General features: G+C 40.5%; 10 protein-coding genes. 5 read left to right on the plus strand and 5 right to left on the minus strand.

Features of this window, described 5'->3' with window-relative positions; genetic code table 11:
* Positions 1–409: 409 nt before the first annotated feature.
* Positions 410–1,267: a tetratricopeptide repeat protein gene (locus FW757_RS02740; protein WP_145241107.1), complete on the minus strand. Its 858-nt coding sequence runs from the start codon at positions 1,265–1,267 to the stop codon at positions 410–412.
* Between the two features lie 100 nt (positions 1,268–1,367).
* Here FW757_RS02740 and FW757_RS02745 point away from each other — a divergent pair, with 100 nt between their 5' ends.
* Positions 1,368–2,678 (plus strand): M20 metallopeptidase family protein, encoded by a 1,311-nt coding sequence (locus FW757_RS02745; protein ID WP_182718320.1) that lies wholly within the window; start codon positions 1,368–1,370, stop codon positions 2,676–2,678.
* A 16-nt stretch (positions 2,679–2,694) separates the two neighbouring features.
* Here the strand turns inward: FW757_RS02745 and FW757_RS02750 are convergent, their stop codons facing one another.
* From FW757_RS02750 to pomA, 4 genes are all read right to left on the minus strand, one after another.
* Positions 2,695–4,605, minus strand: a complete 1,911-nt coding sequence (locus FW757_RS02750; RefSeq protein ID WP_182718319.1) for a DNA topoisomerase III — start codon at positions 4,603–4,605, stop codon at positions 2,695–2,697.
* Between the two features lie 72 nt (positions 4,606–4,677).
* Entirely contained in the window at positions 4,678–5,160 is a 483-nt protein-coding gene (locus FW757_RS02755; protein WP_149981193.1) for a hypothetical protein, read from the minus strand.
* 147 nt (positions 5,161–5,307) lie between these two features.
* The gene (locus FW757_RS02760) at positions 5,308–6,228 is read right to left on the minus strand and encodes a flagellar motor protein MotB (protein WP_145241115.1); all 921 of its coding nucleotides are present in this window, start codon (positions 6,226–6,228) and stop codon (positions 5,308–5,310) included.
* Positions 6,229–6,230: 2 nt separating this feature from the next.
* Positions 6,231–6,998 (minus strand): flagellar motor protein PomA, encoded by a 768-nt coding sequence (gene pomA / locus FW757_RS02765; RefSeq protein ID WP_145241117.1) that lies wholly within the window; start codon positions 6,996–6,998, stop codon positions 6,231–6,233.
* Positions 6,999–7,299: 301 nt separating this feature from the next.
* Between pomA and FW757_RS02770 the strand changes: the two genes are divergently transcribed.
* The 4 genes from FW757_RS02770 to FW757_RS02785 all read left to right on the plus strand — a co-directional run bounded on the left by FW757_RS02770 (position 7,300) and on the right by FW757_RS02785 (position 12,963).
* Positions 7,300–7,542 (plus strand): exodeoxyribonuclease VII small subunit, encoded by a 243-nt coding sequence (locus FW757_RS02770; protein ID WP_145241119.1) that lies wholly within the window; start codon positions 7,300–7,302, stop codon positions 7,540–7,542.
* A gap of 3 nt (positions 7,543–7,545) precedes the next feature.
* Complete coding sequence (gene ispA, locus FW757_RS02775; protein ID WP_182718318.1) at positions 7,546–8,433, plus strand: (2E,6E)-farnesyl diphosphate synthase; 888 nt, start codon at positions 7,546–7,548, stop codon at positions 8,431–8,433.
* Between the two features lie 105 nt (positions 8,434–8,538).
* Positions 8,539–10,404, plus strand: coding sequence for a 1-deoxy-D-xylulose-5-phosphate synthase (gene dxs / locus FW757_RS02780; protein WP_145241123.1), 1,866 nt, complete (start codon positions 8,539–8,541; stop codon positions 10,402–10,404).
* Positions 10,405–10,800: 396 nt separating this feature from the next.
* The gene (locus FW757_RS02785) at positions 10,801–12,963 is read left to right on the plus strand and encodes a hypothetical protein (RefSeq protein ID WP_179959160.1); all 2,163 of its coding nucleotides are present in this window, start codon (positions 10,801–10,803) and stop codon (positions 12,961–12,963) included.
* Positions 12,964–12,997 lie beyond the last annotated feature (34 nt).

Below are 12,997 nucleotides of genomic sequence, written 5' to 3' on the forward strand. Positions count from 1 at the left end.
GTTGCGGTTAAAGTTAAACTTTATCTCGCTAGGGCTGCGCATACTACGCTTTCCTATTTTTTTGTCAACACTTAATTTTAAACTTTCTTAAAAATCTAAACTTAAGTTTTACTCGACTAACTGATTAACTCTTGCAGCTTAAGCGTTGCTGTCTGCCGTCTCAGTGGGGTCGCATTATAGGGCGCGGCGAATTTTACGCAAGCGTTTTTTAAAGAAAACTTGAAATAAAGTGCTGTTCGTTCAATTTACGCGCTAAACACGCTAAAACCCCTAGTCAACTGTACAAAATAACAACGACTTTTCCCTGAAAGGATCTTCAGTATTATCTATTATCGATATTTCGCAAGTTTTTGGCATAAAAAAAGCGCCATTAACTTCGGCGCTTTCCATAAAACAAAATAAAAACGTGTTAATAGAGGATACTGTAAAGCTTTCTTCTATATTTAGCCGCTAAACTATCACCATCCGGTAAAGAGGCAATAATAGCTAAATAACTTACCTTGGCATCGGCAAAATTCAAATCTTTTTTCAACACTGTAAATAGTAACTCTAACGCTTGCTCTTTTTTGCCTGCTTGGTCGTATGCTGCACTTAGTTCAACTTTTAATTCAAGATCGTTAGGATACTTTTCAACTTTCGCTTGTAATGCTTTTAGCTCTGGCGATTCTTGTGCTTGAAGTGCTTGTGCGCACTTTGCTTGAATATTTGTAAAGTATGCATCTTGCTCATTTTCATTTACTGAAGCTAACAAAGCTTGCGCGTCATCCAGTTTATGAATTTGAATGCATATATCTGCCAATACTAATTTTATACGCGCATTTGTATTGTCTAATTCGTAAGCCTGCTTGGCAAAATTAAACGCTTGATTTAAATCCTGAGCGATCAGTGCTTGCTTGGCTTGTTCTAACAACATTTCATGAGGCTGCGGTAAATGTTTACTTAACGCTTCTCTGATTTGAGTTTCAGCTTGTGCACCGGCTAATACATCAACAGGTGCTGAATCTTTTAATAGCACTAAGGTTGGTAATGTTTGTAGTCCAACTTGCTGTGCTAGTTGTGCTGCGAGTGCTTGCTCTAAATCACAATCTAATGTGGCAACTAATATATAGTCACCATAATCTTTGGCTATTGTCTGTAAAATAGCTGCTTGAGATTGACACTCTGGACTTTGTGCTGAAAAGAAACTTAACAGGACTAGTTTTTGTTGTGATGTTTCACCCAGCACTTGTTGAAGATTTTGCGGATTAACATTTACCATATTATTCATTGCTATTGATTGCCATATCAGACTATTTAGGGTTTTATATGGAGGCAAACATAATAATTACAAGCCCAGAATCACAAGCCATAAATCAAAAAGGTCTTTTATGAAATTTCATAGTCTATACGCTGCACTTATACTGCTTAGTCCATTAGCAAGCTCAACAACCTTGGAGCTGAAGTTAGATAAAACGATGCCTGCCATTGAAAAGTTTTACTTAGATTTACACCAGTCCCCAGAACTTTCATACCATGAGCAAGAAACGGGAGAAAAGCTTGCCACCAAATTACGTGCGCTTGGCTATGAGGTGACCGACAATGTGGGTGGCTTTGGTGTAGTAGGCTTATATAAAAATGGTGATGGCCCGACAATAATGATCCGTACTGATACAGACGGCTTACCAATCATAGAACAAACTGGTAAATCATATGCTTCAACAGTCACTGTTATGAATGATGAAGGAGCAAACGTTGGTGTGATGCACGGATGTGGTCATGATATTCATATGAGTTCATTTATTGGTACTGCGCAACAATTAATGCTACATAAAGATGCATGGCAAGGAACCTTAATGATGGTGGCACAACCTGCTGAAGAGGTGGGAGGCGGTGCAAAAGCGATGCTCAAAGAAGGTTTATTTAGTAAATATCCGACTCCTGATCACGTTATCGCTTTGCATGTTAGTGCGAGTGTTCCTGCAGGACAAGTCAGTATGAAAAATGAGTACACCATGGCCAGTGTGGATTCAGTAGATATTACGGTTAAAGGTAAAGGTGGTCATGGTGCTTACCCACATATGACTATTGACCCTGTTGTTATCGCATCACGAATAGTGTTGGCACTGCAAACAATTACCAGTCGCGAATTATCACCTCTTGAACCCTCAGTAATTACAGTGGGTTCAATTCACGGTGGAGCTAAACATAATGTAATTTCGAATGAAGTAAAGCTACAGCTGACACTTAGAAGTTATAATCCTAAAATTCGCGAGCAACAAATTGCAGCTATAAAACGTATAACTAAAGGCATTGCATTAAGTGCAGGATTGGATGAAAGCTTAATACCTGTGGTTTATGTACATGAAGATGAGTCAATCCCATCTACATATAACGACCCTGCACAAACTAATATTGTACGTAGTGCGATTAGCTCGGCGATTGGACAAAGTAATGTACTTGAAACCGAAGCGGTTATGGCAGGGGAAGATTTTGGTTTATATGGCCGCACAGATAAAAACATCCCTATCACCTTATTTTGGTTAGGTGGTGTAGAGCAAGCTCAATATCAAGCGGCACAAACATCAGGGGCAACTTTACCTTCACTACATTCAAGTAAATTTGCACCTGACTATAAAGTTGCAATCCCCACAGGTATCACTGCAATGAGTAACGCTGCGGTGGCTTTGTTTAATCAATAATCTTAGCAATGGATGACTAAGCCGATTTTGTTTTTGGTTTAGTTTTTCTTGTAAAACGCCGCTTTTGCGGCGTTTTTGGTAATTGTGCAAATACGTTGCTATCACAATTTTTGGCAAGTTCCACAAAAGCCGCTAAATCCACTAATAAAGGATTTAAAAATTGTTGATAACTCATTTGTTGTTCTGCTATGTCGCCCAACGATACTTCCCATTTTGCGGTTAGGTCTGGGCTGGCTAAACCATGCGGTAACGCACTGATCAATGCTTTACCTGTATCGGTTGCTAAAATGAGTTTACCTTGACGTCTTAAAAATTGTCTTCTAAATAATAACTCTAAAATACCCGCTCTGGTTGCTTCGGTTCCTAAGCCATCTGTTTCTTTGAGTATTTTTTTGATTTCTGGATCTTTAACGTACCGACTAATACCTGTCATTGCACTAAGCAGCGTTGCATCATTGAAATGAGCTGGCGGGCTGGTCATTTTATCAATTACTTCACCGCGTTCACACTGCAACTGTTGCCCTTTAATTAATGGCGGCAATATCTGCTCATCTTTTAATGCGGTTTTTCCCATTAACGCTTTAAAGCCTAAACTTACATCTTGTTTTGCGTTGGCTTTAAAGATACCACCATTAATTGTTATTTCAGCCTTTGTTTCATTGTAAATGTAGTCTGGATAAAACTGGATCAGATAATGACGGCTAATAAGACCATACACTTTACCTTCTTCAACGCTCAAACTTGCTGACTTTTGCTGCTTAGCGGTAGGAATAATGGCGTGATGCGCAGCCACCTTAGCATCGTTAAAACACTTACTGCGTTTACTCACATCTGCGCCTTGGCAATGAGTGTCATTTTGCCCGCCATTGATGGCAATTGCCTTTATTATACTGGCTGCTTCTTGGTGATGATCTTTGGGCAAGTAACGATTGTCTGAACGTGGATAGGTAATTAGCTTGTGACGCTCATATAAATTTTGACAAATATCCAATACCTTTTGTGCAGGCATTGAAAAAGCTTTCGCAGCATCAATTTGTAACGCTGACAAATTATACGGCAAAGGTGCTTGTTGCTTTTTCTGCTTTTGTTCAAGCGCAGTAACTTCACCTGATTGATTAGAAATTCGCGACGCAACATTCTCAGCAAGGCCTCGATGGAGCACTCGCCCCTCTTCATCTTGATAAGGTTCACACGCTTTGCTTGGTTGCCACTTTGCTGTAAACGGCTCTTTATTTTCGGTACTTAAATGGGCTAATACTTCATAAAAAGGTTTTGGCACAAAATTAGCAATCTCGTTATCACGCTGAACAACCAATCCTAATATTGGTGTTTGTACACGCCCTACTGATAATACATTACCAAACCCTGCTTTTTGACCTGCAAGCGTATAGGCGCGCGTTAAATTCATACCAAACAGCCAATCAGCTCGCGAACGCGCCAAAGCAGATACACTAAGTGGAATAAATTCACGGTTAGAGCGAACGTTTTGCAGCGACTTTTTAACCGCGCTAACATTCAAATCACTGATCAATAAACGTTGAATTTGCTGTTTTTTGGCTTGGCTAAGTTTAACTTGCTCAATCACCTCATCAACAAGTAATTGCCCTTCTCGGTCTGGATCACCAGCATGAACAAGTTGATCAGCTTGTTTGATTAACTTTTTAAGTACCGTAAGTTGCTTACGAGTTTTAGATTTTGCTTTTAACTGCCATTGCTGTGGGATAATCGGTAAGTCATCAAAGCGCCATTTTTTATATTGCTCATTATAATCATCAGGCTCTGCCTGCTCGAGCAAGTGACCTATACACCAAGAAACACAATCGCCATTAGCCACTTCAATATAGCCATCATGTTTTTTATGAGGCTTTGGTAGCGCATCAGCAATGGCACGACCTAAAGATGGCTTCTCGGCTATATAAAGTTTCATAGGGCACTATCAACAACTGGTTATTTACACAGTAGTTTAGCACACGTAATTTAATCTACAAATAGTTAATGATTAGCTCTTTAAACTGCGATTTTTTCGCATAAATAAATACAACAGAGGAAGGTAGCACACAACGACAGTGCCAATATTGATTAAAGGTAATAACGTTTTATATAGCATAGTGCTATACGATAAATCCCAAAGGTGGCGATCCACTAATCTAAATAATTGTAAGATAGGCGCACTAATTACAACCAACTGACCGATCACACTTTGCCAAAGATACACTTTATCTTTAATAGCCCAGTAAGCAATCAAAGCCATCCAAGCAATATCATTAAAAGCCCAAACTACATAACGCCAAATATAAGGGTCATCTAACTCTCTAAGGCTTGAATAAATCACAGCGCCATACAAGAAGAAAACAGCTGTAATCAAGACAAAGCGTAATGCCAACCAATCCTTACGTATGTAAAATACAAAAATAGCTGGGAGTAAAAATAACACCCAGCTATATTCAAGTATAAAAATTAAATTGTTCACCCAATTAGGCATTGACGTTACTTAACATTCTTCTCTTCATCATCGCCACCAGAACCATTGCCCGGCATATAACTATATTTATCAACGTTTTTCATCAGACACTCCGTTACACTTGTTAAAAAACTACTTTAAGCTAAATTAGGTACTTTGCCAAGCATCTTAACGAACATCTATCGGATCTGATTCCTTAGCCTTGCCTTGCATTATTGAAATTTCCACGCGGCGATTACGTCGTCTATCCGCATCAGAATCATTTGGAACAAGTGGTCGAGTTTCGGCATGACCGACAACAACCATTCTGGTTTTATCAAAGCCTTGCGCTTTTTGCATTTCAGTTGCAACCGCAACTGCACGCTTCGATGATAAGTCCCAGTTATTGGTATACAGCTCATTCGAAACTTGAAAATCATCAGTATGACCAGACACCGTAATTTCACCTGGCACATCTTTTAGTAACGCAGCTATATCACGAATGATTGGTTTAAACTTAGGTTGTAAAAATGCACTCCCAGATGGAAATGAACCATTTTCACGAATACGAATAATAATTTGCTGACCTAATGATTCCAACTCAACAGCACCATCCATGATTTGTTGTTCCAATTGCTGGGCTATCTTTTTAACTAACTCATTAACCTGCTCTTGATCAGCTGCAGAAATAGATTGTTCTGATGCTTGTTGTTGCGCTGTACTTTGTGACTCACCGCCACGCTTATTACCGCGTTGCTCTTGACGACCGCCAGCTGAGCTTTCATCACCAGCCTGAAACTCAAGCATTTGCTGGGTCATTTCGACAGTTTGCTGTTGAATGGTTTCGATTGGAGTAGGTTCAGGTTTACCTGGGGTGAACTCCATCGCGATAACGGATGTTCCTTTGGGAATATCTTTTACTTCTATTTTATTTTGTACACCAAAGGCAAACTTCATTGAGCCTGCGATTTGTTTAAATTTAAGTACATCCATTTCTGAAAACGCGAGTAAAAGTACAAAGAAGCACATCAATAGTGACATCAAATCCGCGAAGGTACCCATCCATGCTGGTAACCCGGGTGGTGGACACTTGCACTCTTGATCTGACATGCTTACTCCTCAGTATCCACTTTTCGTTTTGATTCAGCGAGGTAGTTTTTCAAAATACCTTCGATGACTTTTGGATTTTGGCCATCTTGTATACCTAATACCGCATCTAAAATTAGCCGCTGATTCATTGCTTCTTCGTCTTTACGCAATTCCAATTTTACTTGGATAGGAATTGCCACCACGTTTGCTAAAAACGCACCATATAATGTTGTTAAAAGCGCTACCGCCATCGCAGGACCAATCGCTTTAGGGTCATCCATATTCGACAACATCGCAACTAGACCAATCAAAGTACCTATCATACCCATCGCAGGCGCAATATCGGCAAGCGCTTTAAACAAACCGGCCCCCGATTCATGACGAGTAGAAGTAAGAGAAATATCTTTTTGCAAGGTGGCACGAACAACATCAGCGTCATGACCGTCAACAAGCATATCAACCCCTTTACGCATAAACGCATTGGGTATTTCTGCTTCCTCAAGTGCTAAAAATCCGCCTTTACGGGCCGAGTCTGCAAGTTCAACTGCTTTTTCGATAAGCTCTTCAGGTGACTCTATTTTGAACATGAAGGCTTTAGCCGCGACTTTACCGATACCGAGGAATTGACTCATCGTATAGTTTGATAACACTATAAAAATCGAACCACCGAAAACAATAACCACCGATGGCGTGTTATAAAACATAGCCACTTCGCCGCCACTACTTAGTACCATTGACATAGCAATAAGACCAATAGCTCCGAGAATACCTATAATGGTTGCTAAATCCACTTACCCCTCCAGAGGAATCGATGCTTTGTTGCTACCAGCAACAAATTTTTATTATTAACAGCTTATCGGCAATCTATTGAATTACTTAAACCATTTAATGAAAAAAATGAAATGAAAGTTTTCAACCCTGTTTAGCATTTTAAGCTACCATTGATAACCTGCAAGGCTTAAGTAAAGGTATAAATAATTAAAAGTGGCAAGAAAACAATTAATTATTCAAAAAAAATGCATCACCCTTTGACCTAGTTTAGCATTCCCCCTAAAATTGGCCTCACATTTCTATCATCTAAGTTAAATCAGTATGGCGACGAAAAAACCAGAGAACCTAAGCTTCGAGCAAGCGCTTGATGAATTATCCTTAATCGTCACAGAAATGGAGCAAGGAGAGCTTTCCCTTGAGCAATCATTAAAACAGTTTGAACGCGGTATTGCTTTAGCCGGCGCATCTTCAAGTAAGTTACAACAAGCTGAACAAAAAGTAGCTATTTTAATGGGTAGTGATAGTCAGTCACCACTTACTAACTTTGATAATGATTTGGAATAACGGGTGTTAATAACAGAGCAAATAAAATGTGCTCAACAAGATGTTGAAGCCACTCTCAATCGGTATTTTGAGCAACCGCTCGATACCGAGCACAGCATCAAACAAGCCACCCACTACAGCGTTTTAAATGGCGGTAAACGATTACGACCATTTTTAGTGTATGCCACGGGAAAAATGCTTGGCGCAAATAAACAAGATTTAGACGTGTTGGCTGCTGCTATTGAATGTATTCATAGTTATTCGTTAGTTCATGATGATTTACCCGCGATGGATGACGACGACCTGCGACGTGGTAGACCGACTTGCCATATTGTCTATGGCGAAGCTCATGCTATTTTAGCCGGTGATGCGCTGCAAACATTAGCGTTTGATTTAATTGCTAACCATTCATTTAACGTTCCTGCACAGCAACAGTTAAAAATGATTGCAGCACTTGCCAAAGCATCGGGTATTGAAGGTATGGTCGGTGGTCAAGCACTGGATATTGCAGCGACTGACAAATTAGTCAATTTAGCTGAGCTCGAACGTATCCATAAATTAAAAACAGGTGCTTTGTTAAATTGTGCAATTACTTTAGGTGCATTATGCGCAGCTGATACAAATCAACAAACATTATTACAATTAAAACAGTTTGGTGATGCAATTGGGCTGGCTTTTCAGGTGCAAGACGATATTCTTGATATCGAAGGTGATACCCAAGTCTTAGGTAAACCACAAGGCTCCGATGTTGCAGCAAATAAAGCGACCTACCCTGCTCTACTTGGGCTTACAGGTGCAAAACAAAAAGCACAATCATTACTAAAATGCGCACTCGATGCGTTAGCAGCAATAGATGCTGACACTTCTGAGCTAGAAAACTTGGCAAAATATATTGTTGAACGCGATTATTAATTCTAGGCTCTAGCTTGAGCAAGTAATGATGTACAAAATAACTAAAGAATCAGAGTAATATTACGCTATAATGACCTCTGGTTAGCGAAGGATGTATTAAAAATCATGACACTTGATAGTAGCAAGTATCCATTATTAGGTTTGGTTGACGAACCAGCCCAGTTGCGTGATTTAGCGCAAGACAAATTACCTGCTTTTAGTAATGAGTTACGTGATTACTTACTAAACTCAGTCTCGCAAAGTAGTGGTCACTTAGCATCAGGTTTAGGCACAGTTGAGCTTACTGTAGCGCTTCATTATGTATATAACACCCCTGAAGATCGCTTAGTATGGGATGTAGGCCATCAAGCATACCCACATAAAATTCTCACAGGGCGCCGTGATCAAATGCACACGATCCGCCAAAAAGACGGTTTACATCCGTTTCCATTTCGTGAAGAAAGCCACTACGACACTTTTAGTGTTGGCCATTCAAGCACCTCGATTTCTGCTGCTTTAGGCATGTCAATTGCGGCGCAAAAAGAAGGCAAAGGACGAAAAACAGTAGCGGTTATTGGTGATGGTGCGATTACCGCGGGCATGGCGTTTGAAGCAATGAATCACTTAGGTGATGTTAAATCTGACATGCTGATCATATTAAACGATAACGAAATGTCGATTTCTGAAAATGTCGGTGCACTAACTAATCATTTCGCTCGTATCTTATCAGGCAGTTTTTACACTAACATTCGTGAAGGTAGTAAAAAGCTGCTATCTGGCGTGCCACCAGTAAAAGAATTAGCCAGCCGCATGGAAGAGCACTTAAAAGGCATGGTTATCCCAGGCACCTTTTTTGAAGAGTTAGGCTTAAATTACATTGGCCCAATTGATGGTCATGATGTAAACATGTTGGTTGATACACTGCGCAATATGCGTAACCTAAAAGGGCCGCAGTTACTGCATATCAAAACCCAGAAAGGTAAAGGCTATAAACCAGCAGAAGCAGATCCAATAGGCTATCACGGCGTACCTAAGTTCGACCCTGCGATTTCCAGCCTACCAAAATCAAAACCAGGCGCTGCGACTTTTTCTAAAGTATTTGGCGATTGGTTGTGTGACATGGCAAGTCAAGATGAAAAGCTTATGGCAATCACCCCGGCTATGCGTGAAGGCTCAGGCATGGTGCGTTTTTCAAAAGAATACCCTGAGCAATATTTTGATGTTGCCATTGCCGAGCAACACGCGGTTACTTTAGCCGCAGGTTTTGCCTGCGAAGGCTTAAAACCAGTTGTCGCTATTTATTCAAGCTTTTTACAACGTGCCTACGATCAGCTTATTCACGATGTTGCTCTGCAAAACTTACCCGTGTTATTTGCAATTGACCGTGCTGGTATTGTTGGTGCTGATGGCGAAACTCATCAAGGCGCATACGATTTAAGCTTTATCCGTTGTATCCCCAATATGATTATCATGGCACCGAGTGATACTAATGAATGTCGTCAAATGCTGTACACTGGTTATCGTTGTAACAGCCCTGTTGCAGTTCGTTATCCTCGTGGTAGTGCTGGCACAACTGAAATCTGCGAGCAAATGACTGAGCTTGAAATTGGTAAAGGTCGTGTGATTAAACAAGGCGCTAAAATCGCAGTTTTATCCTTTGGTACTTTACTTGAAAACGCTCAACTGGCAGTCAATGAATTAAATGCTAGCCTCGTTGATATGCGTTTTGTTAAACCTCTTGATAGCGCACTAATCGACACTTTATTAGCCGATCATGACGTCATTGTAACCCTTGAAGATAACGCGATTGTTGGTGGTGCAGGCTCTGCTGTTAATGAATATTTAGCAGCTATAAAAGCAACAGTAAGCATCCTTAATTTAGGTATTCCTGATGAGTTCATCAAGCATGGCACGCAAGAACAAATGCATGATGAAATGGGCTTAGGCTCACAAGGTATACTCGATAGCATAAAAAACTTTATTACTAAGTAACCAAAGTTTAAGTTAATAAAATAACAAAGGAGCGTAGGCTCCTTTGTTATTTATTTTCAAACATTTAAAAAAATCTCACTTTTTTTCAACTTTCTTGCATCCAATTATTTCCCTGCCACGTTTATTCACTGAGGTTAGCTCGTGAGCAAAGTGTTCACGCTTTTATATAATACCAATCGACTTAAATATTTAGCCTTTCTAGCGTGCTAAATAAAGCGCTAACGGCGTTATGAATTTTTCATGTAGAACAACTACATATAAAAATTTATGCCTTGTTATCACTCTATTTATCCGTCGCTATAAATGACTAACAACTTAACACGATTGGTATAAGCTGTTTTAAGCCAAGCTCTTTGTATGTTCACATTTGATGGAATATTTAAGAAGGTACAAGTTATGAAAACGTTAAAATCAGGCGAAAGCACCAAATCTATTCACGCACAATTAATGACCAGTAAACTTTGTTTGTCTGCGCTTACTCTAGCAATTTTGATTGGCTTAACCGGCTGTAGTGGCGATGATGGAAAAGATGGTGCTGTAGGCCCGCAAGGTGAAATGGGCATGGACGGCGTCGATGGTAGTAATGGTGCTGATGGTACAAATGGTAGCGATGGCACGAATGGATCAGATGGTACTCCAGGATTTGCAGCAGCAACTTTTATTTTGGCTAATAATGGTGCTGATAATGCAGGCACCGTTGATTTGATTAATCAAAATGCTGCAAAGTTAAAAACATTTAATAGTGGTGCAAATGAAGGTGTTGCATTTGATAGCTTAGGTAATTTAATTCAAGCCAGCGATTCTGGTAATGGCGCTCTTAGCACCGTTTGCCAAGTATTAAGCCGTGCCGATGGGGGTATGTTTGACAGTAATCGTGATCGTACCATTACCGGCAGCAACACTACGTTAGTCAATCCCAAAGGTATTCATATATCAAATAAGCGCGGACTCATTTTTGCCGCTGACTTTAATGCCATGCAGATCACTGTCTTTGGTGCTACCGCCGCAGGAAATGCAGCGCCTTTAGCTAGTACAGTTACAGACGCAAAACCGTGGGATGTAACATACGATGATATAAACGATCGCTTATATGTGGCACTCACTAATGGTGATGTTGCAGTATACGATAATTATGTAGATGGTGGCTTTACCGCTATGGCAACTCGTACAATCACACCCAGTGATGCAAGCGGTAACAAAGTTTCCGTTAATATTCATGGTATCGTTTATGATGCTGATACAAATAAATTAGTACTTTCTGACGTCGGCAGTGCCAGTGATGCAACCGACGGCGCATTATTTGTGATCAACAACGCATCCCTTGCTACTGGCAATACCACGGTTGCTCGCAGTATCGCTGGCCCTGCTACTATGCTTGGTAACCCTGTGGATATCAGCCTGACTGGTAGCGACTTACGCGTTGCAGAAAAATCTAATGATGCAATTCTGGTATTTAGCAATATCTTTAATGGCGTCAGTGGTGACATTAGTCCAGATAGCGTCACCGCAACGATTAAGCCAGAGTCAATAACCGCAACAGTGATGCATAATGATATGCCTGATGTATCTGACAGTTATATGACTAATATGCCATTGATGGGTATTGCTGTAAGTAGTAATCCAAGCGCGGCAGGCCCTACAACAGGACAAATTTCACGTCTAAATGCACAGTTAACAAGTGAAATTGGCAGTTATAATGCAAGTCAAACAATCGAAAGTGTTGCCTTTGATAAAGCCGGTAACAGCTATGCGAGCTTTGATAACAGCACAACCTCTGTAGGTGGAATTGTTATTTCCAATAAAGTCGCGATGCACCGTGATGGCGAGGTATTTACACTAAGCCAAGATTCTATCATCAGCGGCAGTAATACCGGCCTAATCTCGCCAAAAGGTATTGATGTAGCATCAGACAGTGGGATGATTTTTGTCGCTGAAAACAATGCCACAACACCGGGAATATTAATATTCTCAACATGTACTACGGGTGATGTAACGCCCCTTTTGACGCTCACAGCAAGCGGTGGTGCACGTCCATGGGATGTTGACTATGATGTCACTACTGATAGAGCATTTGTGGCATTAACCAATGGGACTATTGCTGTTTTTGATGAAGTTAAAAGCAAGCTAATGGCGGGTATGAGCACTGTAACCGGGGAAGATCGCTTAATTACACCCGCAACAGCAGGAGTCGCATTCCCAGCCCCTACCAATATACATGGCATTGATTACGATCCACTAAGTGACTCATTAATTGTCTCAGATGTAGGCAGTGCCGCTGACGCCACTGATGGTAAATTGTTTGTATTAAATAATGCAGGAACCGGATCAGGTTTGAACAATGTCAGTGTCAATATCGCCGGACCTGCAACCATGCTCGGTAATCCTGTCGATATTATGTTTACCGGCAATCATTTATACGTAGCCGAAAAATCAAATGGCTTAGTCATGCGGTTTGATAATATTCTCAATAGCCCCAGCGGTGATATTGCAGCCAGCGTAAGCTACTCATTCACAGCTCCTGAGTCTGTTGCTATTTTACCAAGCTGGCTAAATCGCTAACCATCAAGGACAGTCAAATTAACTGCCTTTAGTT

The organism is Pseudoalteromonas sp. 1181_04, assembly GCF_052850545.1.

What these genes read in the sequence shown, in the direction of transcription:
- FW757_RS02740 (WP_145241107.1), bottom strand. Translation starts at nt 1,267, where the DNA reads ATGAATAATATGGTAAATGTTAATCCGCAAAATCTTCAACAAGTGCTG.
- FW757_RS02745 (WP_182718320.1), top strand. Translation starts at nt 1,368, where the DNA reads ATGAAATTTCATAGTCTATACGCTGCACTTATACTGCTTAGTCCATTA.
- FW757_RS02750 (WP_182718319.1), bottom strand. Translation starts at nt 4,605, where the DNA reads ATGAAACTTTATATAGCCGAGAAGCCATCTTTAGGTCGTGCCATTGCT.
- FW757_RS02755 (WP_149981193.1), bottom strand. Translation starts at nt 5,160, where the DNA reads ATGCCTAATTGGGTGAACAATTTAATTTTTATACTTGAATATAGCTGG.
- FW757_RS02760 (WP_145241115.1), bottom strand. Translation starts at nt 6,228, where the DNA reads ATGTCAGATCAAGAGTGCAAGTGTCCACCACCCGGGTTACCAGCATGG.
- FW757_RS02770 (WP_145241119.1), top strand. Translation starts at nt 7,300, where the DNA reads ATGGCGACGAAAAAACCAGAGAACCTAAGCTTCGAGCAAGCGCTTGAT.
- dxs (WP_145241123.1), top strand. Translation starts at nt 8,539, where the DNA reads ATGACACTTGATAGTAGCAAGTATCCATTATTAGGTTTGGTTGACGAA.
- FW757_RS02785 (WP_179959160.1), top strand. Translation starts at nt 10,801, where the DNA reads ATGAAAACGTTAAAATCAGGCGAAAGCACCAAATCTATTCACGCACAA.